Raw genomic sequence first — 23,052 nt, 5'->3', positions numbered from 1 at the left:
AGCCGCAGTGTCGGTGGGCTCGGCGAGAATGGTGGCATGGGACGCGGCGACGGATCGGGCAGACGTGTGTCGCCTGCGGGTGCCGACGACACCGGTGCCGGCATTCTGCACGTCGACATGGACGCCTTCTATGCATCTGTCGAGGTGCTCGACGACCCCTCGCTGCGCGGCAAACCGGTCATCGTGGGCGGAGTCGAAGGGCGTGGCGTCGTCTCCAGCGCCACCTACGAGGCGCGACGATACGGAGTGCGGTCGGCGATGCCGGTGGGCCAAGCCCTGCGCCTGTGCCCGAGCGCCATCGTGGTGCCCCCGCACTTTCCGCGGTATCTCGAGCTGTCGGCGCGGGTCATGGACATCTTTCATGAGGTCACCCCGCTCGTCGAGCCGCTCTCGATCGACGAGGCGTTCCTCGACGTACGCGGGGCCCGTCGATTGTGGGGCACGCCGGGCCAGATCGCCCGGATGCTGCGCTCGCGCGTGCACGAGCACACCGGTCTGAGCTGCAGTGTGGGGGCGGCGGCCACCAAGCACGTCGCGAAGATCGCGTCGACGATGAGCAAGCCCGATGGACTGCTCATCGTCGCCGAGGCCGACACCGAGGCGTTTCTGGCGCCGCTGAGCGTGCGCGCGCTGTGGGGCGTGGGGCCGAAGGCGTCCGAAGCGCTGGAGTCACGGGGCATCCGCACCGTGCGAGACATCCGCGAGACGCCGCGAGCGGTGCTTGAGCGCACCCTGGGCGCGACGATGGGCGACCGCATCTGGCATCTTGCGCGCGGACTCGACGCCCGTGAGGTGCAGACCGAGCGCATCGAGAAGAGCATCGGCCACGAAGAGACCTTCCGCACCGACATCGCCGACGACCGCATCCTGCGCGCCGAGCTGCGCCGGCTCGCCGATCGCGTGGGCGCCCGTCTGCGCGAGGCGGGGTGGGAGGCGCGGACCGTCTCGATCAAGGTGCGCTTCGCCGACTTCACCACCCTCACCCGCGCGCAGACGCTGCCCGAACCGACGGCTGTCGGGCAGCGCATCGGTGCTGCGGCGCTGGAACTTTTCGACCAGCTTGAGCGGCCCCTGCCGATCAGGCTGATCGGCGTGCGCACCGAGAAACTGCGGGCGGGTGGGAGCGGCGCGCTCGCGCTGTGGGATGACGACGCCGAGTGGCGGCAGGTCGAGGGGGCGCTCGATGACGCGACGGCGCGTTTCGGCGCGGGCGCGGTCACCCGCGCGGCATTGCTGGGCACGCGGCGCGACGTCGGCGGGGTCACGCATCACCCGCCGGTTCGTCGCCGTGATTGAGGGGTGGGAATGCCGGCCCGGGACGACTACCGTGGAGGCATGCCCAACATCGCACTCGAGCTCGGCAAACAGGCGGCGTCCTTCGGCGTCAACGGCGCCTATGGCAAGCAGGAGGATGTCGACGGCATCCGCGTCATCCCCGTGGCCATCAGCTGGTCGGGCTACGGGGGTGGATCCGACGAGTCCGGAAACGGTGGCGGCGGAGGCGGCGGCTACGCCATCCCGATCGGCGCGTACGTGCGTCGCGGTGACGACCTGCGCTTCGAGCCCAACGTCGTTTCCTTCGTGGCTGTCGCGATCCCGTTCGTCTGGGTCGCCGGGCGCGCCCTGGCACGTGTCATCCGCGCTCTCAAGAAATAACACCGACCCGGTCGGGTCCGCTTTGCAGCAGGCGGCCGACCGTATTCTGGCCGCGGTACACGACGCTCGGCGGCCCAACGCGGTCGTGCTCATCGACGGTCGCAGTGGGGCCGGAAAGTCGACCCTCGCGGGTCTTGTCGCGGCTCGGTGGGGCGATTCCGTGCAACTTGTCGCATTGGACTGGCTGTATCCGGGGTGGGACGGCATGGATGCCGGGGTGCAGCAGATCCGCCGGAAGGTGCTGGAGCCGCATCGGCGGGCGGAACGTGGCGCGTGGTCGCGTTGGGACTGGGAACAGAACGCGCCGGCCGAGCAGCATGACGTCGACCCCGCGCTCCCGCTTCTCATAGAGGGGGCAGGGCTCGTCACGCCGACGACCGCGCGGTGCGCGGATGTCACGGTCTGGCTTCAGTCGCCAGCCACGTCACGTCGCCGCCGTGCGCTCGATCGCGACGGTGACGCCTATCGCCCGCACTGGGAACGGTGGGCGACGCAAGAACGGACGCACATCGTGCGCGATGCGCCGGCGGCCCTCGCGCAGATAGTCGTCGACGTGCCCTGACTCACTCCGTGAGCTGGATGAGCATCTCCAGCCGGTACCCGAGCCACTCATACACGGCGTACCGCGGATCGGAGGGGTCATGGTCGTCTTCGCTCGTGACGCCCAGACGCGAGGCGATCACCAGGCGCAGCGCCGCCAGTGTGCGCAGCCAGGCCTCGAGCTGGTCGGCGGACAGCGAGAGCGTGATCTCCTCGCGGGCCGCCGTCTCGTTGTCGGGCGCGGCGAGCGGGGCTCCCAACGAATCGAGCACAGCGGCGGCGTCGGCGTCGCGTCGAGCCAGCAGATCGGATGCCGTCAGATCGCGGAACTGCCGTGATGAGCGGGCGTCGTCGGGGTACGCATCGGGTGTGAGTCGCTGCACCGCCGGGTCGGCCGAGTCAGCGGCATCCATCAGCTCGCGGAACTGCCGCAGCAGTTCGGCGAGGTTCACCGTCTCGATCCGGGTGAGGGCCATCGCCGTCTCGCTCATTGCGGTGCCTTTCGAACGGTTGCCCACAAGCCGTAGTCGTGCATGGCCTGGGCGTGCAGTTCCATCTGTTCGCGCGGCCCCTCGGCCACCACGGCGCGGCCTTCGTGATGCACGGCGAGCATCAGACGGGTGGCGACCTCGCGGGAGTATCCGAAGTACTGCTGCAGCACCCGGACGACATAGCTCATCAGGTTCACCGGATCGTTCCACACCACGGTCTGCCACGGCTGATCGGGGTTTGCCGCCTCGTGCAGGTCGACGTCCTCACGCGTGTCGGGGGAGGCCAGCGCGGTCATGCCCACCCCAGTTCGTGCAGGCGTTGGTCGTCGATCCCATAGAAGTGCGCGATCTCGTGCACGAGGGTGGTGTGCACTTCGCCGCGCAACTCGTCTTCGTCGGCACAGACGTCGAGGTGCGGTTCGCGGTAGACGATGATGCGATCGGGCAGTTCGCCCCCGCCGTAGCGGTCGCGCTCGGTGAGTGCCCAGCCGTCGTACAGTCCGAGCAGGTCGAGACTGCCGTCTTCGGGACGGTCTTCGACCACGAATACGACATTGTCGAGCCCGTCGACCATGTCGTCGGGAAGCCGGTCTAGCTCGGCGACGACGAGGGCTTCGAAAGCCTCGGCATCCATCTGCAGCATCCGCAGCTCCCGCGTGTTTCCGGGGCGATCGTGACCACCCGGGATGACTTGGGGTGGCTGACGGGGCTTGAACCCGCGACCCCCGCGACCACAACGCGGTGCTCTACCAACTGAGCTACAGCCACCATGTGCCCGCTCTCACGGGCAACCAGAAGATTCTCTCATACCTGGGCCGCAAACGACGAAACGGCGGCGGCAGCGGCCGCCTTCGCATCGTCACTGCTCGGACCGGGCTGAGGAACGAAGACCGCGTCGCGGTAGTAGGCGAGTTCGCGGATCGATTCACGGATGTCGGCGAGGGCGCGGTGGCCGCCGTCTTTCGCGGGCGCGTGGAAGTACGCGCGCGGGTACCAGCGTCGGGAGAGCTCCTTGATGCTGGACACGTCGACGTTGCGATAGTGCAGCCAGGTGTCGACCCGAGACATGTACTTCGCCAGGAACATCCGGTCGGTTCCGATCGTGTTCCCCGCCAGCGGCGCCTTGCCCGCCAGCGGCACGAAGCTCTTGATGTAGGCGAGGGTGCGATCCTCAGCCTCTTCCAGGCTCACGCCATGCGGGATCTCTTCGAGCAGCCCCGAGGTGGTGTGCATCTTCGTGACGAACTCGCCCATATGGTCGAGCGCGGCCGGCGTGGGGCGGATCACGATCTGCAAGCCCGGATCGAGCGCGTTCAATTCGAAATCGGTCACGATGACGGCGATCTCGACGAGTTCGTCGACGCTGAGGTCGAGTCCCGTCATCTCGCAGTCGATCCATACGAGCCGGTCGTTTTCGGATGCTCCCGCCATGGAATCATCCTAGTGACGTGCGCGGACACGCCGACGCGATGAGCCCCTCCGGGAGGATTCGAACCCCCGACCTTGCGGGTAGAAACCGCTCGCTCTGTCCCCTGAGCTACGGAGGGAAGGGTGGTTACAGGCTATCGAACCTGTGGCGCTTCGTGGAACAGGCCTGGCGGACGTGTGCGCCCCGGCGTACGGTCGGCATAGGTACGGTCAGCAAGGGGGAGGAGGCCGTGAGATGAGTGAGCAGACGACGGAGCATGGGACGCGGCACGCGGTGTGGGTGGCCTATGGATCGGGTGGTGTGGTCGGCAGCATTCGCGAAGACGAGAGCGGCTGGACCGTCACAATGGCCGGCGCCGACCAGGCGGCGGGGACATATCCCTCGATGGAAGTGGCCAAGGCTGCGCTGCATTCGGCGATGACGCCCGGCAGCGATTGGCCGCGGTTCGAGCAGCACTGAACCGTCGGCGCTGTGAGCGGCCGTCAGCGCGCATAGCGCAGACAGTCCACGGCGTCGTCGAGCGACCAGAAGGCGCCCAATTCGCGGAACGCCCGTGAGCCCGCGTGGTAGCGCAGGGCGCGATAACGGATGCCGCGTGCCGTGCGGAACTCGTCGATGTGACCGACGATGAGCCCGGCCGCATCGACGACGCGCCAGCGATGTGCACCGATGGCGGCCAGTCGCAGTCCGAGGTTTGCGCGCAGCCGCGGGGCTCCTGAAATCGGGGTTGTGGTGACCATGGTCGACCTCCTTGCTTCGAAGATAGATGCGACCTCCGACATCCACCCGCGCGTTCTCCTCCACAGACAGCCGGATTCGGCGATATCGGGACCGCCATCCACAGATGTGTGGACGGCGGTCCCGTCGTGTGTCCGCGAGCGACACAGTGGAATCAGCTCCGGTGCCCGACCGGGCACGGGGCACCGGAGCAGCCGGGCGGCTGTCCGGCAGTGTCGGAAAGGACAGTGAGATGAACGACACGATCACGATCATGGGAAATCTCGCCGCCGACCCCGTGCAGCGCTTCATCGGCAGTGGGACGACGGTCACCAGTTTTCGGGTGGCCAGCAGCCGCAGATATCTCGACAAGAAGACGGGCAACTGGGTGGACGGCGAGCCGAACTGGTATCAGGTCTCGGCGTTCCGTGCGCTCGGTGAACACGCCTTCACGTCGTTGCGCAAGGGCGAGCGGGTCATCGTCACCGGCCGGCTGAGCGTGCGGCATTGGGAGAACGAGAAGGGCAAGGGCGTCAGCGTCGAGATCGAGGCCGAAGCCGTCGGCCACGATCTGCGGTGGGGAACGACGAAGTACACCAGGGTCGAGCGCGGTGACCAGTGGCAGGTGCCGGCAGGCGCCGCGGCCGGTGGCGAGGGTCCCGGCCTCGAGGGTCAGAGCACGGGCGAGTGGGTCACGGCAGTGCCCGGTGCGCCCGCCGACGGGGCCCCCGTCGAGGGTGGGCCAGAGGCGGGGCGCGACTGGGGCGGAGCACCGGTTGCGGCGCAGCCGGCGCCCGCGCAGCCTGCCGAGCTGGGCGAGCGGGTGGCCGACCGCGACCTGGCCGACGCACCATTCTGAGACCGCGGTGGGGGAGAGCGCACCGGCCGCGCATCCCCCACCGCCTAGACTCGGAGCGTGCACCCGCGTTCCATCCGTCACCGTGCCGCGCGCGCGGCGGCGTGCGCGGTGGCGGCGTGCACTCTCGTCTCAGGTCTGGCGGCGTGTACATCGGATGCCTCACCCACCATCGCCCCCACGTCGGCGTCGCCGGTGACCCCCACCGCCTCGACTCCGACCGCGACGCCCAGTCCGACGGCGCCCGCACTGGTGCCCGACGGCACCGCCGACGACAATCTGCCGCTGTTCCGAGAGGTGACGCGGCAGGTGTGGGCGGGCAAAGACAAGGTGCACGGCCGTGCCTACGTCGACGCCCTCGTGAAGGCGGGTTTCGACAAGACGGCGATGCAGGTCACCGAGGACTACTCGACGGTCGGCAACCCCGCCGAGACCCTGCAGTTCTCGGTGCGGTGGAACGACGGCCAGTGCCTGATCGGGCAGGTCGGCCCCGAGACCGGCAAGCCGGTCACCACGGTGCTTCCGGGTCTTGCCGACGGCACCTGCCTGCTGGGAGACACGCGCGACATCGATTGGTGACTGCGCGTCCGACCCGGTGCCGGGCTCTGCCGGGGCGTACAGGCGCGAACGGGTAGGCTGGGACGCTGACGTCACGACCCAGGGAGTGCACTTTTCGAATGGCTGAATATATCTACCAGATGGTCCGCGCCCGCAAGGCGGTTGGCGACAAGCTGATCCTCGACGACGTCACCATGGCGTTCCTCCCCGGTGCGAAGATCGGCATGGTCGGTCCCAACGGCGCCGGAAAGTCGACGATCCTGAAGATCATGGCGGGCCTGGACCATCCGTCCAATGGCGAGGCGACCCTGTCGCCGGGTTATTCGGTCGGCATCCTGATGCAGGAGCCCGAGCTCGACGAGGCCAAGACCGTCTTGGAGAACATCCAGGAGGGCGTGGCGATCAAGGGCAAGCTCGACCGGTTCAACGAGATCTCGGCGCTGATGAGCGACCCTGACGCCGACTTCGACGCGCTGCTGGCCGAGATGGGCACGCTGCAGGAAGAGATCGACGCCGCCGACGCCTGGGATCTCGACTCTCAGCTCGAGCAGGCGATGGACGCGCTGCGCACCCCGCCCGGCGACGCCGAGGTCTCCACTCTCTCGGGCGGTGAGAAGCGGCGTGTGGCGCTGACCCGGCTGCTGCTGCAGAAGCCCGACCTGCTGCTGCTGGACGAGCCGACCAACCACCTCGACGCCGAGAGTGTGCAGTGGCTCGAGCAGCACCTGCAGAAGTACCCCGGTGCGGTGATCGCCGTCACCCACGATCGGTACTTCCTCGACAACGTCGCGGAGTGGATCGCCGAGGTCGACCGCGGTCGTCTGATCGGCTACGAGGGCAACTACTCGACCTATCTGGAGAAGAAGGGCGAGCGACTGAAGGTGCAGGGCAAGAAAGACGCCAAGCTCGCCAAGCGGCTCGCCGACGAACTGGAGTGGGTCCGCTCGAACACCAAGGGCCGCCAGGCGAAGTCGAAGGCGCGCCTGGCGCGCTATGAAGAGATGGCGACTGAGGCCGAGCGCACTCGAAAGCTCGACTTCGAAGAGATCCAGATTCCGCCGGGGCCGCGACTGGGCAGCGTCGTGATCGAGGCGAAGAAGCTGCAGAAGGGCTTCGAGGGCCGCTCGCTCATCGACGGACTGAGCTTCAGCCTGCCGCCGAACGGCATCGTCGGCGTGATCGGCCCCAACGGCGTCGGCAAGACGACCCTGTTCAAGACGATCGTGGGCCTGGAAGACCTCGACGGTGGGCAGCTCAAGATCGGTGAGACGGTCCAGATCAGCTACGTTGACCAGACTCGCGCCGGAATCGACCCGAACAAGTCGCTGTGGGAGGTCGTCTCGGACGGGCTGGACATCATCACGGTGGGCAAGACCGAGATCCCGTCGCGGGCCTACGTCTCCAAGTTCGGGTTCAAGGGGCCCGACCAGCAGAAGAAGGCCGGCGTCCTCTCGGGCGGTGAGCGCAACCGGCTCAATCTCGCGCTCACGCTGAAACAGGGCGGCAACCTGCTGCTGCTCGACGAGCCGACGAACGACCTCGATGTGGAGACGCTGCAGTCGCTCGAGAACGCGCTGCTCGAGTTTCCCGGCTGTGCGGTGGTCATCACCCACGACCGGTGGTTCCTCGATCGCATCGCCACGCACATCCTTGCCTACGAGGGCACCGACGAGAACCCCGACCGCTGGTACTGGTTCGAGGGCAACTTCGAGGCCTACGAGAAGAACAAGATCGAGCGACTCGGGCCCGACGCGGCGAACCCGCATCGTTCCACGTACCGAAAGCTCACCCGTGACTGAGACGGCCCCGCGCCGTCTGCACATGCCCGTTCCACTGCGGTGGGGCGATCTTGACGCGTACAACCACGTCAACAACACCTCGATGCTGAAGATCCTCGAAGAGGCGCGCGTGCGCGCCTTCTGGAGGCCGGGACCGGGAGAGGCTGCCCCGTCCACAGCGGTGCTCGACTCGGCGGTCCCCAGCGACGTGCTCACCCTCATCGCGCGGCAAGAGATCGAATACCTCGCGCCGGTGCCGTACCAGCGGCATCCACTGGACGTGCAGATGTGGTTTGCGAAGGTGGCCGGCAGCTCGATCGAGGTCTGCTACGAGGTGTGTGCGCCACGGGAGACGACGCCGGCCGGCCAGGCGCAGCAGGTCTATGCCCGGGCGACCACGGTCGTCGTGAAGGTGGATGCCGCCTCCGGGCGTCCGCTGCGACTCTCACCCGCCGAGCGCGAGGCCTGGGAGCCCTACCGGGGCCCGGCGATCACCTACGCGCACCGGCGCTGAGGCTCAGCTCGGCACACGCACCATGATCTCCTGCGCGACCGATGCCAGCAGCACTCCGTCGCGCGAATAGATGCGACCCTGCGTGAGCCCGCGTCCGCCGCGGGCACTCGGCGACTCCTGCACGTACAGCAGCCACTCGTCGGCGCGGCCGTCGCGGTGCCACCACATGGCGTGGTCGAGGCTGGCCAGCTTCAGACCGGGCGTCGACCACGACACCCCGTGGGCGCGCAGCACCGTCTCTTGCACCGTCATATCGGTCATGTACACGAGGGTCGCCCGGTGCAGCGCGGGGTCGTCGGGCAGGCGGCTGGGGGTGCGCATCCACACCGCGTGCCGCAGCGTCGGCTCGCCGGGAGCGGCGCCGTAGGCATCGGCGGGAACGTGCCGGTGTTCGACGGGCCGATCCCACGCGTCGTGACGGTCGAGCGAAACCACGGCCTCTGACGTCGTATCCGCCGGTGGCAGCTCTTCGGGTGCCGGAAGCCCGGCGGGCATGGGCACCTGGTGGTCGAGGCCGGGCGATTCCACCTCGAACGAGGCGATCATCGAGAAGATCGGCACACCGTTCTGGAACGCCTGGGTGCGCCGGGTCGAGAACGAACGGCCATCGTGGATGCGGTCGACCGAGAACGTGATCGGCTGCGTCGCATCACCCGGTCGCAGAAAATACCCGTGCAGCGAGTGTGCGTGCCGGTCGACGTCGACCGTGCGCTGGGCGGCCACGATCGACTGGGCGAGCACCTGACCGCCGTAGACCCGGCCGTGCGGCATGCGCTGTGACGCTCCGACGAAGATGTCCTCGGTGGTGCGGGCATCGGAGGACGCCAGATCCAGCACCGTCAGCAGCGTCTCGACAGGGTCAACGGAGGCGGCGTCGGTCACGTGCACTAGCTTAGAACGCGATGGCCGAGCGTCTGATCTTCCCCGATGCCTACGCCGCCGCCGACCTTCTCACCTTCTCGGGCCGCGCGTCGCGTGCGGGCGACGGTGCCGTGCACTTGCGGGCCGCGGGCGGCACGCTGCTGGTCTCGGCGGCGCCGCTGGTGCGCCAGGGGCTCCTGGATGCGACCCCGACCATCCTGGGGCTGCGCGTGCTGCCGATCGATCCCGAACTCGAGTGCGATCTCGTCGTCGAGGGTGTCACCTTGCAGGGTGCGCCCGGTGAACCCTCGGCCGTGCAGCTGCCCGACAGCGCCGTCGAAGCGCCGCTGTGGGCGCAGGCACCTATTCCGCGCGGCGACTGGCGAGATGTCGGCGAACTGGATGCCGCCGCCCTGTCGGCTCGCGGACAGTGGGGCATGTCGGCGGTCGCACACGCGCTGCCCATCGATCCGGGTGAAGAGGTCGTGCGCATGGTGCGCGGTCGGGTGTGGAGCGAGCCCGATGACGACCTGGCGGGGCTGCCGCGCGGCATCGCGTTCGCCGCGCTCACGCTGGGCTTCCTGGCCGAGCGCGACGAGCCCGCCCGGTTGCGTGCGAACGGGCGCTGGACACGCCTGACGCTGCGCCGCGGCCATGTGCTGTGGCGTGGCCCGGCTCACGTGGGAATGACCGAGGTGCGCGCCACCGGCGAGGCGGCTGCGCGCTGATTCAGACGGCGGCGGCGGCCGCGCGCCCGGCGACGCGCCCCGAGAAGAGGCATCCGCCCACGAAAGTCCCCTCGAGAGCCCGGTAGCCGTGCACGCCACCGCCACCGAACCCCGAGGCCTCACCGGCCGCGTACAGACCAGGCACCGGCGCACCGTCGGCGGCGAGAGCGCGCGCCGACAGGTCGGTCTCAATACCGCCGAGCGACTTGCGGGTGAGCACGTGCAGCTTCACCGCGATGAGCGGCCCCGCCGCCCGGTCGAGCACACGGTGCGGCGTCGCGGTGCGGATCAGCTTGTCGCCGCGATACGCACGCGCCGAGCGCAGCATGGCGATCTGGGCGTCTTTCGTGAAGTCGTTGTCGATCTCGCGGTCGCGGGACTCGACTTCGTAGCGCACCCGTTCGGCGTCGAGAACGTCGCCGCCGGGCAGTTCACGCATACCAGCGATCAGCTCATCGAGAGTGTCGCGCACGACGAAATCGGCGCCGTGATCCATGAACGCCTGTACGGGACCGGCCGCCCCCTTGCCCAGGCGGGACTTCACCAGCAGAGAGAGGTCCTTCTCGGTGAGGTCGGGGTTCTGCTCGCTGCCCGAAAGGGTGAACTCCTTCTCGATGATCTTCTGCGACAGGATGAACCAGGAGTGGTCGTACCCGGTCGAGCGCAGATGCGCAAGTGTTCCCAGCGTGTCGAAGCCGGGAAACAGCGGCACCGGCAGGCGTCTGCCGGTCGCGTCGAGCCAGATCGACGAGGGACCCGGGAGGATGCGGATGCCGTGGCCGGGCCAGACCGGATCCCAGTTCTGGATGCCCTCGACGTAGTGCCACATGCGGTCGGTGTTGATGAGGTGTCCGCCGGCGCTCGCGGTGATCTGCTGCATCGAGCCGTCGACGTAGGCGGGCACGCCGGTGACCATGGATGCCGGTGGGGTGCCCAGGCTCGCCGGCCAGTTGCGGCGCACCAGGTCATGGTTGCCGCCGATGCCACCCGACGACACAATCGTCGCCGCGGCGGTGATGGTGAACGAGCCGACCACCTCGCGCGAGGTCGCGACACCGCGCGCGGCACCCGAGGGCGCCAGTACGTCGCCGGCGGCCCCGGTCACGGTGCCGTTGACGGTGGTCAGCGTCGTCACGCGATGGCGGGGGAGCACGGTCACCCGCCCCTCGGCCTCGTGCTTTTCGAGGGCGGCGTGGAACGGTGCGACCAGGCCGGGACCGGTGCCCCATGTGATGTGGAAGCGGGGCACCGAGTTGCCGGGTCCGGTGGCGGTGTATCCACCGCGTTCGGCCCAGCCGACGACGGGAAAGAACCCGACGCCCTTCTCGCGCAGCCAGGCGCGCTTTTCCTGATGGGCGAACTGCAGATATGCCTCCGCCCACTGCCGGGGCCAGGCATCCTCGTCGCGATCGAATCCTGCCGTGGCGAACCAGTCCTGGCGGGCCAGGTCGAGGGAGTCGTGGATGCCGAACCGGCGCTGCTCGGGAGAGTCGATGAAGAACAGCCCACCGAACGACCACCAGGCCTGCCCGCCCAGGTTCGTACGCGGTTCTTGGTCGACGATGACGACGTGCTTTCCGGCGGATGCTGCCTCTCCGGCGGCCACCAGGCCCGCCAGTCCCCAGCCGATGACCAGCAGGTCGGCGCTGTGTGCGCTGTCGGATGTCATGACGTCTCCTTTGGCGTCGGGGTGGGCTCGAAAGTGTTCACGAGCGAGTGCGCGGCGCGTTGCAGGTAATCCCAGAGTGTGGCGTCGTGCAACGGCGCCAATTGCAGCCGGTCCATGGCGTCGCGCATGTGAGAGAGCCAGCGGTCGCGGGCATCGGGGTTGACGTGGAAGGCGGCGTGTCGCATCCGCAGCCTCGGGTGTCCGCGCCGCTGACTGTAAGTGTTCGGCCCGCCCCAGTACTGCTCGAGGAACATCGTCAGGCGCTCTTCGGCCCCATCCAAGTCGTGGGCAGGGTACATCGGGATGAGAACTTCGTCGGTGGCGACGCCTTCGTAGAAGTAATGCACGAGTCGCACGAACACCTCGTGTCCGCCGATTTCGTCGTAAAAGCTCACCGGGGCGGCATCGGTCACGGGGTGGTCCCTTCCGGCGGTTCGGAGCCGCCCGGCCCCTTGTCGCGCTTCGGCTTCTTCTTCTTCGGCTTCCACACCACATCGCCGGCGACCGGGTTCGGCCGGGTACGGGGCGGGTTGGCACCGCGCACGCGCTGCGCGCCCTCGGCGCCCTCGAGCAACACCGAGGCGAGATCGGCCAGGCCGACCTCGCCCAGCGCGGCGCGCAAGCGCAACCGCAGTTCGCTGGCGACGTCGTCCTTCGCATGGGCCCGGGTCTTCATGACGATGCGCAGCACGAGCGTCTCACCCGAGACCGACTGCAGCCCCCACAGCTCCGGGTAGCCGGTGATGCGGGTGCGCCATTTGAGATCCTTCGCGAGGGCGGTCGCGGCATCCAGCATCCTCTGCTCCACGTCATCGACGTCGGCATCAGCGGGAACGGAGACGTCGATGATGACCCGAGACCAGCCCTTCGACATGTTGCCGATGCGGGTGACCTCGCCGTTGCGCACGTACCAGAGCGTGCCGTTCACATCGCGCACATGCGTGACTCGCACGCTCACGTATTCGACGATGCCGGTGGCAAGCCCGAGGTCAACGACGTCGCCGATGCCGATCTGGTCTTCGGCGACGATGAAGATGCCGTTGAGCACGTCTTTGACGATGTTCTGCGCGCCGAAACCGAGACCGGCCCCCAGTGCCGCCGTCAGCAGGGCGAAGGAGCCGAGGATGCCGGGGAACAGGGCGTTGACGACCAGGATGATGGCGATGATGCCCACCAGCACGTTGACCATGTTGCTCAGGATCGTGCCCAGCGTGCGCGTGCGCTGCACGAGTCGTGCCGAGGCCAGGGGTGAGCGTTCCAGCGCCTGGGTGTCGTCGACCTGCGCCTTGTTCTTCGCGCCGTTCACGATACGCGTGACCACTCGTCGGATGAGGATGCGCAGCAGCCAGGCGACGATGATCGCGCCCAGGACGATCACGATGGCCAACAGCAGCCGCCACCCCGCCGACACGAGAAAATCGAGGATCTTCTCGAGCAGCGTGGGGGTGTCGCTCTTCTCGGCCATGCGGACCAGGCTCTGCAGAAACTCGGGCATCGTCATGATCCTAACGACCGCCGTCCCCGGTCTGGCTGTGCAGCATCACTGCACGAGCCGCATGCGGTGGGCGAGGATGACCAGGTGCACGCGGTCGCGGGCGCCGAGTTTGGCCAGTACCCGCCCCACGTGCGTCTTCACGGTGGACTCGCTGAGGAACAGCGTCTCGGCGATCTCGGCGTTGGTCAATCCGCGGCCTATCGCGACGAACACGTCCTGCTCCCGGTCGGTGAGGCCTGCCGGCGGCTGCGGTGTCGCGCTGGAAGCCGGGCTGGTGTACGCCTCGATGAGCAGCCGTGTCGCGCGCGGGGCGAGGATCGCGTCACCGCGATGCACGCTGCGCACGGCAGAGGTCAGCTGCTCGCGCGTCGCGTCTTTCAGGAGGAACCCGCTGGCCCCCGCCTGGAGAGCGCCGAAGGTGTACTCGTCGAGGTCGAAAGTGGTCACGACGAGCACCCGGGCGCTCGGCACGATGTCGACGATGCGGGCCGTGGCCGCGATGCCGTCCATCCGCGGCATCCGCACGTCCATGACCACCACGTCCGGGCGCAACCTCGCGGCACCCTCGACGGCGGCCTGACCGTCGGCGGCCTCGCCCACCACCTCGATGTCGGGCTCAGCCTCGAGCACCAGACGGTAGCCGAAGCGGATGAGCTCTTGATCGTCGACCAGCAGCACCCGGATGCGCTCGGTCATGGCTTCTCCTCATCGTGTTCGCTCAGGGGCAGGTCGGCTCGCAGCCGCCAGCCGTCTCTGCCGTGCGGACCTGATTCGACGGTACCGCCGAGGTGTCGGGCGCGTTCGTGGAGGCCACGGATGCCGAAGCCGCCGGTGTCGGCGGCACCGGTCGCGCCGTCGTTGTCCACCTGCACACGAACCCGCTCAAGCCCGGCATCGATGCGAACGCTGATGCTGTGGGCACCGGGGGCGTGGCGCATGGCGTTGGTCAGGCCTTCTTGGACGATGCGCCCGACCGCGTAGCGTGCGGCCGGCTCGCGCACGGGTGCGCCGGTGGTCGTGAGCGTGACGGGGAACCCGGCACGCTGGGCGGCGGCCACCAGGGCGCCGGGAGTGACCTCGGGAACGAGGGGCGCGGCGGGGTCCTCTGAGCGCAGAATACCGAGCATTGCACGCATATCGGCCAGTGCTGTGCGTGCGGTGGTGGTGGCTGCAGCCATCGCTTCCCGCGCACGGGCGGGGTCATTCGTCGCGTTGGCCCCCTCGGAAAGCGCGACGATCACGGTGAGCGAGTGCGACACGATGTCGTGCATCTCCCGGGCGATGCGTTCCCGCTCGGCGGCGGCGGCCAGCTCCGCCTGCTGGTCGCGCTCCACCAGAAGTCGGCGAGAGCGCTCGATCACCGCGGCGAGGTAACGCTTGCGGTTGCCCACGTTCACTCCCACCAGCGCGCCGAGGACGACGCAGAGGGCAGTGTTGAAGAACGTGTTCGCCGTCGCAGACAGTGCGATCTCGGGATGCGTCGCCCCCAGCACCCCGATGCTCAGCAGCGACACCAAGACCGTGGTCGCCGTCGCAGCCAGCGCGCACAGTCGGTTCGAACCGTAGACCGCGAGGGCGTACGTGCTCACCACGAGGGGCGCCACCGCGGCGCCGTGCGGCACCGCCACGCTCGTCGCCTGCAAGGCGGTGGCGAGAATGAACGGCAGAAGCGGCAGACGTCGGCGGAACAGCACCGCCGTACACGCCGCCAGCGCCAGGACGAGGATGACGAGCGAGAAGGCCCAGGTGGGACCGGTGGCTGCGCCGGCGCGGGAGGCGCCGAGGCCGGCGGCACCGAGCGAGAAGAACACACACGCCAGCGCGATGAGGATGTCGGCGAACAGTGTGTGCCGCGCCCAGTACCGCCGGATCACCCCCGGTGGGCGGGGCAATCTCAGCTCCGTGTCATCGGGGACGCGAGAGCTGGGATCCCCCACTGGCGGCATCGCCATCTGGCGTGGTTTGTCACGCGTCACGCGAGCGCAGCACCGCCCACCCGCTCAACAGCCCCGCAACGACCCAGCAGCCCAGTGTCAACAGCGCGATGGGGATGCTCATGCCGATCTCGGCCGGCGGACTGGTCACCACTTGCGCGGCGAACATCGGAAGATACTGCGCGGCGTCGTGCAGCCAGCTCCAGGCGCCCTCGGACGGGAAGATGGAGCCGATGATCGGCAGCACGAACAGCAGCCCGACGGTTGCGGCGATGGCGCCTGGCCCGCTGCGCAGGATGAAGCCGAACGAGAGTCCGATGATCGCGAACACCGCCATGGCCAGACTGCCGTAGAGGATCGGCAGCACCACCATGCCCGGGTCGGCTGCCGAGAACGGAGTCGTGTCCAAGATCGCGGCGACAGGGATCGTCGACAGGGCGAACACGACCAGGCTCAGAACGGCCAGCAGCACGGCGACGACGATCGCCTTGGCCGCCAGCACCACGCCGCGTCGCGGCTCGGCCGCCAGGGTCGAGTGGATCATGCCGGTCGAGTACTCGCCGGTCACGGCGATGGCCCCGAGGGCGCCGGCCAGGAGCATCGTGAACTGGATCGGCGCCAGTACTGCCGAGGCGACCGAACGTGCCAGGTCGTCGGCGGTCCTGGCCGACGGGTCCATGAATGAGTTCATCGACGCGGCCACGATGGCCGCCAGCCCCAGAGACAGTATGGCCACGACGATGATCGACCACCAGGTCGAGCGCAGCGTCAGCAGCTTTATCGCCTCGCTGCGCAGGACCCGGCCGAACGTGAGGTGTACGCCGTCGTTGATGCGCGCACGTGCGGGGGCGGGGGCGGTGACGGTGGTCATGCTATCTCCTTCGTCGCGTACTCCACGGACTGCTCGGTCAGGGCGAGATAGGCGTCCTCGAGCGAACCGGTCGTCGGCGTCAGTTCGTGCAGGGCGATGCCGTGGGCCGCGGCCAGATCGCCGATTCGATCGGGGGTCACGCCGGTGATGTCGGCGGTTCCCGGTCCCGTCGAGGTGATCGTCACCTGCGGAGCCGACAGCAGAGTGACGAGTTCGGCCAGGCGAGGGCTTCGCACCCGCGCCGTGGATGTGGTCCACGACCTGACGATCTCATCGAGCGGCGCGTCGGCGAGCACCTTGCCGCGGCCCAGAACGATGACGTGGTCGGCGGTCTGGGCCATTTCACTCATCAGGTGGCTGGAGAGCAGCACCGTTCGTCCCTCGCCGGCGACGTGCCGCACGAACTGACGCACCCAGCGCACGCCCTCGGGGTCGAGACCGTTCACCGGCTCGTCGAGGATCAGCGTCTGAGGATCGCCCAACAGCGCGGCGGCGATGCCCAGGCGCTGCCCCATTCCCAGTGAGAACTTGCCGGCGCGCTTGCGGGCGACAGAGCCGATCCCGGTGAGCTCGATGACCTCGTCGACGCGGTGGGAGTCGATGCCGTGCGTGGCGGCCATAGCGCGCAGGTGATTACGTGCGGTGCGACCGGTGTGCACCGCCTTGGCATCCAGGAGCACGCCCACCTCGCGCAGGGGCGCGCGCATCGAGGCGTAGTGCGATCCGTTGACGGTCACACTGCCGGCGGTCGGCCGGTCGAGTCCGACGATCATGCGCATCGTCGTGGACTTGCCGGCGCCGTTCGGGCCGAGAAACCCGGTGACCTTGCCGGACTGCACGGTGAACGACACGTCGTCGACCGCGGTTTTGTCCCCGAATCTTTTCGTGAGACCTTCTGCTGTGATCATGCCTCGACGCTATCGGTCCGGCGCTGATGTGCACATCGTCCCGTGGTACCGATCGGGGCGGTACCACGGGACGAAAGCGATGACCGCGGTGTCAGTCCTGCGCGTCGCGCGCCTGCACCGACAGTGCGCGCTCGACGCCGGCGAGGTTCTCGGCGACGATCCGGCGCAGCGCCGCGGGCGCCTCGGCGTTCTCGCTCAACCACGCACGCGTGGCGTCGCGCAGCGCGATGTCGGCCAGCGGCGCCGGGTACAGTCCGGTGATGAGATAACTGGCGATCTGGTAGGTGCGCGAGTTCCACACCGGCAGCAGCATGTCGAAGTACTGCGCGACGAACGGTTCGAGCAACGACGCGCCGGCGGGGTTCACGAAGCCGAGGGCGGCCGAGCGCACCACCGTGTTGGGCAGGTCGTCGCTGGCGACCAGGCTGTCCCATGCCGCCTGTTTGTCGGCCGGCGTCGGCAGTGCGGCGCGAGCCTGGGCGGCCAGTTCCGAGCCCTTGGCGGTGTTGTCGGCTGCCAGCGCGGCGTCGATGTCGGCGGCGCCGACCTTGCCGCCGGCGGCCAGCGAGATCAGCAGCTGCCACGAGAGGTCGGTGTCGATCGTCAAGCCTTCGAGCGCGGTCTTGCCGTCACGGATGCTGCGCACCTGCTCCCATTGCGCATCGTTGGCCGCAGCAGCAGCGAACGACGTGGTCAGCTGCAGCTGACTGTCACTGCCGGGCGCGGCGGACCGGGCCAGGTCCCACAGTCCATCGGCGACACGCACCCGGGTCGCGTCGCGGTGCGCCGGGGCCACGTAGGCGTTGGCGGCCAGCAGCAGCTGCCCCAGCGTGGTGCGGATCGTCGTCGACTCGGTCTCGGCGCCGATGTTGCCCAGCACCAGGTCGACATAGTCGCTGGGGGATGCCTCGGCGTCACGCGTCTGGTCCCACGCGGCACCCCACACCAGTGAGCGCGCGAGCGGATCGCTGATCTTGTCGAGGTGGGCGACGGCGGTGGCCAGCGACCTGTCGTCGAGGCGGATCTTCGCGTAGGCGAGGTCGTCATCGTTGAGCAACACCAGATCGGGACGCTTCAGGCCCTTGAGGTCGGGAACGTCGGTGCGGTCGCCGTCCACGTCGAGCTCGATGTGGTGTACACGCACGAGCGCGTCGCCGTCGAGGTTGTAGAAGCCGATGCCCAGGCGGTGCGGGCGGATCGTCGGGTAGTCGGCCGGGGCGGTCTGCACGACGGCGAACCGGGTGATCACGCCGTCAGCGTCATCCTCGATGAGAGGCGACAGCGTGTTGACGCCGGCGGTCTCGAGCCACTTCTTCGACCAGGCCGACAGGTCGCGGCCGCTGGTCACCTCGAGTTCGGCGAGCAGGTCGGCCAGCTCGGTGTTGCCCCAGCTGTGCTTGGCGAAGTACGCCGATACGCCCGAGAAGAACGCGTCGATGCCGACCCAGGCGGTCAGCTGCTTGAGCACCGAGCCGCCCTTGGCGTAGGTGATGCCGTCGAAGTTGACCTGCACGTCTTCGAGGTCGTTGATCGTGGCGACGACGGGATGCGTCGACGGCAGCTGGTCTTGCCGGTACGCCCAGCTCTTCTCCATGGCGTTGAACGTGGTCCATGCCTGGGTCCACTCGGTGGCCTCGGCGGTGGCGATCGTCGAGGCCCACTCGGCGAACGACTCATTGAGCCACAGGTCGTTCCACCACTTCATCGTGACGAGGTCGCCGAACCACATGTGTGCGAGTTCGTGCAGAATCGTCACGACACGGCGCTCCTTGACCGCGTCGGTCACCTTGCTGCGGAACACATAAGTCTCGGTGAAGGTGACGGCCCCGGCGTTCTCCATGGCGCCCGCATTGAACTCGGGAACGAACAGCTGATCGTATTTGGCGAACGGGTACGGCACGCCGAACTTCGACTCGTAGTACGCGAAGCCCTCGCGGGTCTTGTCGAAGATGTAGTCGGCGTCCATGTCCTGCCACAGGCTCTTGCGGGCGTACACGCCGAGGGGGATGACGCGGCCCGATGCACTGGTCAGTTCCGAGAACGTCGACTCGTAAGGCCCGGCGATCAGCGCCGTGATGTATGACGAGATGCGCGGCGTGCGCTCGAACGTCCAGGTCGCGACGCCCTCGCCGGCCGGGACCGGCTGCGGTGTGGGGGAGTTGGAGACGACCTTCCACGCAGCCGGAGCGGTGATCGTGAACTGGAAGCCGGCCTTCAGATCGGGCTGTTCGAACACCGTGTACATGCGGCGGGAGTCGGGTACCTCGAACTGGGAGTACAGGTAGACCTCGCCGTCGACGGGGTCGACGAAGCGGTGCAGTCCCTCACCGGTGTTCGTGTACAGGCAGTCGGCGTCGACGACCAGCTCGTTGTGCGTTGCCAGCCCATCGAGTGCGATGCGGGAGTCGGCGTAGACGCGGGCGGGGTCGAGGGATCGGCCGTTGAGTGTGACGGTGTGCACCTCGCGGGCGATCAGATCGATGAACGTCGAGGCGCCCTCGGTCGCTGTGAAACGCACCGTGGTCGTCGAGCGGAACACCTCGGGGCCGCGGTTCAGGTCGAGGACGACGTCGTACTCCTGAGTGTCGACGACGGCACGGCGCTCCTGCGCCTCGATGCGGGTGAGGTTCTCTCCAGGCACTGCGATGCTCCCGTGTTGTGGGCGATGGGGGGACCGACGTCGCTGCTGGCGGCGACGGCAACCCACCCAGCCTACGTCAGCGGTGCCGCCGGGACGAAGAGCCGTGGGCGGCGGCATCCTCTCTAGGATTGGAAACATGCGCATCCACATCGCGACCGATCACGCCGGCCTCGAATTCTCCACCCGTCTGCAGCATCACCTGGGCGACCAGGGCCACGAGGTCGTCGATCACGGGCCGCTCGAATATGACGCGCTCGATGACTATCCGGCTTTCTGCATCCGGGCTGCACAGGCCGTGGTGCGCGACCAGGAAGCGGGGGTCGAGGCACTGGGTGTGGTCTTCGGCGGCTCCGGCAATGGAGAGCAGATCTCGGCGAACAAGGTCGAGGGCATCCGTGCCGCACTCGTGTGGAACATGGCCACCGCCGAGCTCGCCCGTGAGCACAACGACGCCAACGTGATCGCCATCGGTGCGCGTCAGCACACCTTCGAAGAGGCTGCCTCCTTCATCGACCGCTTCATCGCCACGCCCTTCTCGGGCGAAGAGCGGCACGCGCGCCGCATCGCGCAGGTGCGGGCCTTTGAGGAAGACGGCACCCTCGCGCCCGACCCGCGCGCCGCTCGCTGATGCCCGAGGGACACTCCGTCCATCGGATCGCCCGTCAGTTCGCTCGCAACTTCGTGGGCCGCCCGGTGGCGGCATCCAGCCCCCAAGGCCGTTTCGCCGAGGGTGCGGCACTGCTGAACGGGCGCGAGGCGTTGACGGCGCAGGCGGTCGGCAAGCAGATGTTCGTCGAGTTCGACGGCGAGCTGTGGCTGCGGGTGCACCTGGGCCTGTACGGCGCGTGGGATTTCGCCGGTGAGATCTTCACCGATCCGACGATCGCCTCGGCCAACGGTCGCATGGGCCAGACGAACCAGCGCGGGACCGTGCTTGACGACGAACCGGTGTGGGATGCCGCGGGCGAGAATTCGCTGACGTCGATCGGTGCGCCGAGGCGCTCCCGTGTGCATGTGCGCATGTCGGAGCAGACCCGGGGACTTGCCGATGAGGGCCCGGAGTGGCCGCCGCCGGTGGTGGGCCAGGTGCGCTTGCGGCTGCTCACCGAGATCACGTGCGCCGACCTGCGCGGCCCGACGGCGTGCGAGGTACAGACCCCAGACGAGATGCTGGGCACGCTTGCGAAGCTGGGGCCCGACCCGCTCGTGGGCGACCCCGCCGAAGGTGAGGAGCGCTTCACTGCGGCGGTGCGGCGCAAGCGCACGCCGATCGGGCTGCTGCTGATGGATCAGTCGGTGGTCAGCGGCATCGGCAACGTCTATCGTGCCGAGCTGCTGTTCCGCGCACGGCTGAACCCGCACACCCCGGGAAAGGACGTGCCCGAAGAGGTCGTTCGGGGGCTGTGGCGTGATTGGGCCGGACTGCTGCGGGTCGGGGTGGAGACCGGTCAGATGATGACGATGGACGGCCTGGGCCCCGAGGAGTATCGCAAGGCGTTGGCCAGCCGTGATGACCGGCATTGGGTGTACCACCGCACGGGGCTGCCGTGCCGCGTGTGCGGCACGGCGATAGTGATGGAAGAAGCCGCCGCGCGCAAGCTGTACTGGTGTCCGCGCTGCCAGGCGTGATGCACGAAGCCCCCGGAGAATCTCCGGGGGCTTCGTCATCGTTGCGTGCCGATCACTCGGCGAGGTGGGCGACAAGGAACCAGCGGTCCTTGTCGAGCCCCTCCTTGATGGCGATCGCGATGTCCTGGCTGGTGAGGTCGATCTCGTCGAGGCCGTCGATGGCGGCCTGCACGTCGGCACCCACCCGGTCGATGTCGGCGATCACGGCGCGGACGGTGTCTTGCCACTGCGAGAAGCCGGCGTCCACTCCTGTGGCGTCGACCTTCTCGGCGACGGTGTTCAAACGAGCGTCGATCGGCAGTCCCAGCGCGACGACCCGCTCTGCGGCGTCGTCGGCCCATCCCTGCGCGTGCGCCACGACGGTGTCGAGCAGCTCGTGGATCGAGATGAAGTTCGTGCCGCGCACGTTCCAGTGCGCCTGCTTGCCGTTCACTGCGAGTGCCTGCAGGCCGTGAACGACCGGGGTCAGGAACTGTGCGGAACCGGCGGCGACAGTGGGATCGACGGCTGCGACGGGAGTGGTCTTCGTAGTGGGCATGTCATGGCCTCCGTTTTGGTATGGCTACCTCATCTGGGTACAACGCTACCCAGCTCGGCGCATTCCGCAAGCAAGCAAAGGCTGGGCTTACCTGGCGTTTGTCGACGGGTCGTAGAGTCGGATCATGACGATCGCCGCTGAAGCCAGCATCCTGTCCGTGAACGGCACCGCCCCCGAGATCGACGAGCGCGCGTTCGTCGCATCGGGCGCTCGCGTGATCGGTGCGGTGCGCCTGCATGAGGGGGTCAGCGTCTGGTACAACGCGGTGCTGCGGGCCGATGGCGACGCGATCACGATCGGTGCCGGCAGCAATCTGCAGGACAACGTCTCGGTGCACGTCGACAAGGGGTCTCCCGTCGTCGTGGGTCGGGACGTTTCGGTGGGTCACAACGCCGTCGTGCACGGCTGCACGATCGGCGACGGGTCGCTGATCGGAATGGGCGCCGTCGTGCTCAACGGGGCGACGATCGGGGTGGGCTGTCTGGTGGCCGGGGGAGCCGTCGTGCTCGAGAACGCCGACATCCCGGCGGGGTCGCTGGTGGCCGGGGTGCCCGCCAAGGTGCGGCGCGAGCTCACCGAGGAGGAGAAGGCCGGCCTCGTGCGCAATGCCCGTGTGTACCGTGAGGAACACCTGCCCGCACACCGCGATGCGGCCTCGGCCTGAGCGTGAATCGCGGCGCGCGGCGCCGCGCGGCGCGCGGCGCGTGGCGTCCGGCGCGCGGCAATTCCATATGGAATTTCCCGCACCACATCAAATTTCCGGAAAACTCATGTGGTCTGGGCGGATTGATGTGGGCTCGCAGCGGCGCCCGATAAGTTCGTGGAGGGGATGACGGGAATCGAACCCGCGTAATCAGTTTGGAAGACTGAGGCTCTACCATTGAGCTACATCCCCGCGTGGCGCGCGAAGCGCCGATGTCACTCTACCGGACGCGAACGGGTGCCTTGTCACGGCACGTCCGCCCGGCGCCGCCTCCAAGACCCGGCTCATTCGGTCGCATCCCGGTGGGCAAGCGACACAACGGGACGGCGCGCCCGGTGTCGCCTCCAAGACCCGGCCCATTCTGTCGCTTCACGAGAACGCAAGCGACACAATGGCACAGCGCGCCCCGGCGCCGGCTCCAGGAGCCGGCCCATTCCGTCGCATCCCGGCGCGCAACCGGCACAATGGGACGGCAAATGGCGCGGCCGAGAGGGCCGAAACTGACCCGCACGGCGTTCACATCCAGGTCGGCTAGA

At 68.3% G+C, this 23,052-nt stretch carries 27 protein-coding genes and 3 tRNA genes; 12 read left to right on the top strand and 18 right to left on the bottom strand.

Annotated features, from left to right (window positions below; genetic code table 11):
* Window positions 1–36: 36 nt before the first annotated feature.
* The 3 genes from ET475_RS16905 to ET475_RS16900 are packed head-to-tail and all read left to right on the top strand — an operon-like array spanning window position 37 to window position 2,218.
* Window positions 37–1,296, top strand: a complete 1,260-nt coding sequence (locus tag ET475_RS16905; protein ID WP_129392983.1) for a DNA polymerase IV — start codon at window positions 37–39, stop codon at window positions 1,294–1,296.
* Window positions 1,297–1,335: 39 nt separating this feature from the next.
* Entirely contained in the window at window positions 1,336–1,656 is a 321-nt protein-coding gene (locus tag ET475_RS18215) for a hypothetical protein (RefSeq protein WP_242497689.1), read from the top strand.
* 22 nt (window positions 1,657–1,678) lie between these two features.
* Window positions 1,679–2,218, top strand: a complete 540-nt coding sequence (locus ET475_RS16900; protein WP_242497688.1) for a nucleoside/nucleotide kinase family protein — start codon at window positions 1,679–1,681, stop codon at window positions 2,216–2,218.
* A gap of 1 nt (window position 2,219) precedes the next feature.
* Here ET475_RS16900 and ET475_RS16895 read toward each other — a convergent pair whose 3' ends face one another.
* The 6 genes from ET475_RS16895 to ET475_RS16870 form a co-directional block, all read right to left on the bottom strand.
* Complete coding sequence (locus ET475_RS16895; protein WP_242497687.1) at window positions 2,220–2,687, bottom strand: DUF2017 family protein; 468 nt, start codon at window positions 2,685–2,687, stop codon at window positions 2,220–2,222.
* Entirely contained in the window at window positions 2,684–2,983 is a 300-nt protein-coding gene (clpS, locus tag ET475_RS16890) for an ATP-dependent Clp protease adapter ClpS (RefSeq protein ID WP_129392977.1), read from the bottom strand. Before clpS ends, ET475_RS16895 begins: the two co-directional genes overlap by 4 nt.
* A complete protein-coding gene (locus ET475_RS16885) occupies window positions 2,980–3,330 on the bottom strand; it encodes a metallopeptidase family protein (protein WP_129392974.1) in 351 nt (116 codons plus the stop codon). Before ET475_RS16885 ends, clpS begins: the two co-directional genes overlap by 4 nt.
* Window positions 3,331–3,379: 49 nt before the next feature.
* A tRNA-His gene (locus ET475_RS16880) sits at window positions 3,380–3,455 on the bottom strand.
* Between the two features lie 36 nt (window positions 3,456–3,491).
* Complete coding sequence (orn, locus tag ET475_RS16875) at window positions 3,492–4,118, bottom strand: oligoribonuclease (protein ID WP_129392971.1); 627 nt, start codon at window positions 4,116–4,118, stop codon at window positions 3,492–3,494.
* Window positions 4,119–4,161: 43 nt separating this feature from the next.
* Window positions 4,162–4,234: transfer RNA gene (locus tag ET475_RS16870), tRNA-Arg, on the bottom strand.
* Between the two features lie 116 nt (window positions 4,235–4,350).
* Here ET475_RS16870 and ET475_RS16865 point away from each other — a divergent pair.
* Entirely contained in the window at window positions 4,351–4,575 is a 225-nt protein-coding gene (locus tag ET475_RS16865; protein ID WP_129392968.1) for a methyltransferase, read from the top strand.
* 23 nt (window positions 4,576–4,598) lie between these two features.
* On the opposite strand, the gene ET475_RS16860 is transcribed toward ET475_RS16865, so the two are convergent.
* Window positions 4,599–4,856 carry a hypothetical protein gene (locus tag ET475_RS16860; protein WP_129392965.1) on the bottom strand — a complete coding sequence of 86 codons (258 nt, stop codon included), beginning with the start codon at window positions 4,854–4,856 and terminating at the stop codon, window positions 4,599–4,601.
* A gap of 230 nt (window positions 4,857–5,086) precedes the next feature.
* On the opposite strand from ET475_RS16860, the gene ssb reads away from it, so the two are divergent.
* From ssb to ET475_RS16840, 4 genes are all read left to right on the top strand, one after another.
* A complete protein-coding gene (ssb, locus tag ET475_RS16855; protein WP_165310976.1) occupies window positions 5,087–5,692 on the top strand; it encodes a single-stranded DNA-binding protein in 606 nt (201 codons plus the stop codon).
* A gap of 192 nt (window positions 5,693–5,884) precedes the next feature.
* On the top strand, window positions 5,885–6,268 hold the full coding sequence (locus tag ET475_RS18015) for a DUF6993 domain-containing protein (RefSeq protein ID WP_242497686.1): 384 nt from the start codon (window positions 5,885–5,887) through the stop codon (window positions 6,266–6,268).
* 98 nt (window positions 6,269–6,366) lie between these two features.
* A complete protein-coding gene (ettA, locus tag ET475_RS16845) occupies window positions 6,367–8,046 on the top strand; it encodes an energy-dependent translational throttle protein EttA (RefSeq protein WP_129392959.1) in 1,680 nt (559 codons plus the stop codon).
* A gap of 22 nt (window positions 8,047–8,068) precedes the next feature.
* Window positions 8,069–8,539: an acyl-CoA thioesterase gene (locus ET475_RS16840; protein ID WP_129394111.1), complete on the top strand. Its 471-nt coding sequence runs from the start codon at window positions 8,069–8,071 to the stop codon at window positions 8,537–8,539.
* A gap of 3 nt (window positions 8,540–8,542) precedes the next feature.
* On the opposite strand, the gene ET475_RS16835 is transcribed toward ET475_RS16840, so the two are convergent.
* On the bottom strand, window positions 8,543–9,421 hold the full coding sequence (locus tag ET475_RS16835) for an acyl-CoA thioesterase (RefSeq protein WP_242497685.1): 879 nt from the start codon (window positions 9,419–9,421) through the stop codon (window positions 8,543–8,545).
* Window positions 9,422–9,441: 20 nt separating this feature from the next.
* Here ET475_RS16835 and ET475_RS16830 point away from each other — a divergent pair, with 20 nt between their 5' ends.
* Window positions 9,442–10,128, top strand: coding sequence for a DUF8185 domain-containing protein (locus tag ET475_RS16830; protein WP_129392956.1), 687 nt, complete (start codon window positions 9,442–9,444; stop codon window positions 10,126–10,128).
* Between the two features lies 1 nt (window position 10,129).
* On the opposite strand, the gene ET475_RS16825 is transcribed toward ET475_RS16830, so the two are convergent.
* The 8 genes from ET475_RS16825 to pepN all read right to left on the bottom strand — a co-directional run bounded on the left by ET475_RS16825 (window position 10,130) and on the right by pepN (window position 19,646).
* Window positions 10,130–11,797, bottom strand: coding sequence for an FAD-binding dehydrogenase (locus tag ET475_RS16825; RefSeq protein ID WP_129392953.1), 1,668 nt, complete (start codon window positions 11,795–11,797; stop codon window positions 10,130–10,132).
* Window positions 11,794–12,210, bottom strand: coding sequence for a globin (locus ET475_RS16820; RefSeq protein WP_129392950.1), 417 nt, complete (start codon window positions 12,208–12,210; stop codon window positions 11,794–11,796). Before ET475_RS16820 ends, ET475_RS16825 begins: the two co-directional genes overlap by 4 nt.
* Window positions 12,207–13,292, bottom strand: coding sequence for a mechanosensitive ion channel family protein (locus ET475_RS16815; protein ID WP_129392947.1), 1,086 nt, complete (start codon window positions 13,290–13,292; stop codon window positions 12,207–12,209). The genes ET475_RS16820 and ET475_RS16815 overlap by 4 nt, the downstream gene beginning before the upstream one ends.
* A 45-nt stretch (window positions 13,293–13,337) precedes the next feature.
* Complete coding sequence (locus ET475_RS16810; protein ID WP_129392944.1) at window positions 13,338–13,988, bottom strand: response regulator; 651 nt, start codon at window positions 13,986–13,988, stop codon at window positions 13,338–13,340.
* The gene (locus tag ET475_RS16805) at window positions 13,985–15,184 is read right to left on the bottom strand and encodes a sensor histidine kinase (RefSeq protein ID WP_242497684.1); all 1,200 of its coding nucleotides are present in this window, start codon (window positions 15,182–15,184) and stop codon (window positions 13,985–13,987) included. Before ET475_RS16805 ends, ET475_RS16810 begins: the two co-directional genes overlap by 4 nt.
* Before the next feature lie 73 nt (window positions 15,185–15,257).
* Window positions 15,258–16,097, bottom strand: a complete 840-nt coding sequence (locus ET475_RS16800) for an ABC transporter permease subunit (RefSeq protein WP_129392941.1) — start codon at window positions 16,095–16,097, stop codon at window positions 15,258–15,260.
* The gene (locus ET475_RS16795) at window positions 16,094–17,005 is read right to left on the bottom strand and encodes an ABC transporter ATP-binding protein (protein ID WP_129392938.1); all 912 of its coding nucleotides are present in this window, start codon (window positions 17,003–17,005) and stop codon (window positions 16,094–16,096) included. The genes ET475_RS16800 and ET475_RS16795 overlap by 4 nt, the downstream gene beginning before the upstream one ends.
* Before the next feature lie 91 nt (window positions 17,006–17,096).
* The gene (gene pepN / locus ET475_RS16790) at window positions 17,097–19,646 is read right to left on the bottom strand and encodes an aminopeptidase N (protein ID WP_129392935.1); all 2,550 of its coding nucleotides are present in this window, start codon (window positions 19,644–19,646) and stop codon (window positions 17,097–17,099) included.
* A 136-nt stretch (window positions 19,647–19,782) separates the two neighbouring features.
* Between pepN and ET475_RS16785 the strand changes: the two genes are divergently transcribed.
* Together ET475_RS16785 and ET475_RS16780 are read left to right on the top strand one after the other, a co-directional pair.
* Entirely contained in the window at window positions 19,783–20,274 is a 492-nt protein-coding gene (locus tag ET475_RS16785; RefSeq protein WP_129392932.1) for a ribose-5-phosphate isomerase, read from the top strand.
* The gene (locus ET475_RS16780) at window positions 20,274–21,275 is read left to right on the top strand and encodes an Fpg/Nei family DNA glycosylase (RefSeq protein ID WP_129392929.1); all 1,002 of its coding nucleotides are present in this window, start codon (window positions 20,274–20,276) and stop codon (window positions 21,273–21,275) included. The genes ET475_RS16785 and ET475_RS16780 overlap by 1 nt, the downstream gene beginning before the upstream one ends.
* A 52-nt stretch (window positions 21,276–21,327) precedes the next feature.
* Here the strand turns inward: ET475_RS16780 and ET475_RS16775 are convergent, their stop codons facing one another.
* Complete coding sequence (locus ET475_RS16775) at window positions 21,328–21,813, bottom strand: Dps family protein (RefSeq protein WP_129392926.1); 486 nt, start codon at window positions 21,811–21,813, stop codon at window positions 21,328–21,330.
* A gap of 124 nt (window positions 21,814–21,937) precedes the next feature.
* Between ET475_RS16775 and ET475_RS16770 the strand changes: the two genes are divergently transcribed.
* The gene (locus tag ET475_RS16770; protein ID WP_129392923.1) at window positions 21,938–22,477 is read left to right on the top strand and encodes a gamma carbonic anhydrase family protein; all 540 of its coding nucleotides are present in this window, start codon (window positions 21,938–21,940) and stop codon (window positions 22,475–22,477) included.
* Between the two features lie 157 nt (window positions 22,478–22,634).
* On the opposite strand, the gene ET475_RS16765 is transcribed toward ET475_RS16770, so the two are convergent.
* A tRNA-Gly gene (locus ET475_RS16765) sits at window positions 22,635–22,708 on the bottom strand.
* Window positions 22,709–23,052 lie beyond the last annotated feature (344 nt).

Source organism: Microbacterium protaetiae (assembly GCF_004135285.1).
Taxonomy (GTDB): Bacteria; Actinomycetota; Actinomycetes; order Actinomycetales; family Microbacteriaceae; genus Microbacterium; species Microbacterium protaetiae.
This window is presented reverse-complemented; position numbering and strand designations above follow the sequence as displayed.

Coding starts and splice junctions, on each gene's coding strand:
- ET475_RS16905 (WP_129392983.1), top strand. CDS start 37: ATGGGACGCGGCGACGGATCGGGCAGACGTGTGTCGCCTGCGGGTGCC.
- ET475_RS18215 (WP_242497689.1), top strand. CDS start 1,336: ATGCCCAACATCGCACTCGAGCTCGGCAAACAGGCGGCGTCCTTCGGC.
- ET475_RS16895 (WP_242497687.1), bottom strand. CDS start 2,687: ATGAGCGAGACGGCGATGGCCCTCACCCGGATCGAGACGGTGAACCTC.
- clpS (WP_129392977.1), bottom strand. CDS start 2,983: ATGACCGCGCTGGCCTCCCCCGACACGCGTGAGGACGTCGACCTGCAC.
- ET475_RS16885 (WP_129392974.1), bottom strand. CDS start 3,330: ATGCTGCAGATGGATGCCGAGGCTTTCGAAGCCCTCGTCGTCGCCGAG.
- orn (WP_129392971.1), bottom strand. CDS start 4,118: ATGGCGGGAGCATCCGAAAACGACCGGCTCGTATGGATCGACTGCGAG.
- ET475_RS16865 (WP_129392968.1), top strand. CDS start 4,351: ATGAGTGAGCAGACGACGGAGCATGGGACGCGGCACGCGGTGTGGGTG.
- ET475_RS16860 (WP_129392965.1), bottom strand. CDS start 4,856: ATGGTCACCACAACCCCGATTTCAGGAGCCCCGCGGCTGCGCGCAAAC.
- ssb (WP_165310976.1), top strand. CDS start 5,087: ATGAACGACACGATCACGATCATGGGAAATCTCGCCGCCGACCCCGTG.
- ettA (WP_129392959.1), top strand. CDS start 6,367: ATGGCTGAATATATCTACCAGATGGTCCGCGCCCGCAAGGCGGTTGGC.
- ET475_RS16840 (WP_129394111.1), top strand. CDS start 8,069: ATGCCCGTTCCACTGCGGTGGGGCGATCTTGACGCGTACAACCACGTC.
- ET475_RS16830 (WP_129392956.1), top strand. CDS start 9,442: ATGGCCGAGCGTCTGATCTTCCCCGATGCCTACGCCGCCGCCGACCTT.
- ET475_RS16825 (WP_129392953.1), bottom strand. CDS start 11,797: ATGACATCCGACAGCGCACACAGCGCCGACCTGCTGGTCATCGGCTGG.
- ET475_RS16815 (WP_129392947.1), bottom strand. CDS start 13,292: ATGCCCGAGTTTCTGCAGAGCCTGGTCCGCATGGCCGAGAAGAGCGAC.
- ET475_RS16810 (WP_129392944.1), bottom strand. CDS start 13,988: ATGACCGAGCGCATCCGGGTGCTGCTGGTCGACGATCAAGAGCTCATC.
- ET475_RS16800 (WP_129392941.1), bottom strand. CDS start 16,097: ATGACCACCGTCACCGCCCCCGCCCCCGCACGTGCGCGCATCAACGAC.
- ET475_RS16795 (WP_129392938.1), bottom strand. CDS start 17,005: ATGATCACAGCAGAAGGTCTCACGAAAAGATTCGGGGACAAAACCGCG.
- ET475_RS16785 (WP_129392932.1), top strand. CDS start 19,783: ATGCGCATCCACATCGCGACCGATCACGCCGGCCTCGAATTCTCCACC.
- ET475_RS16780 (WP_129392929.1), top strand. CDS start 20,274: ATGCCCGAGGGACACTCCGTCCATCGGATCGCCCGTCAGTTCGCTCGC.
- ET475_RS16775 (WP_129392926.1), bottom strand. CDS start 21,813: ATGCCCACTACGAAGACCACTCCCGTCGCAGCCGTCGATCCCACTGTC.
- ET475_RS16770 (WP_129392923.1), top strand. CDS start 21,938: ATGACGATCGCCGCTGAAGCCAGCATCCTGTCCGTGAACGGCACCGCC.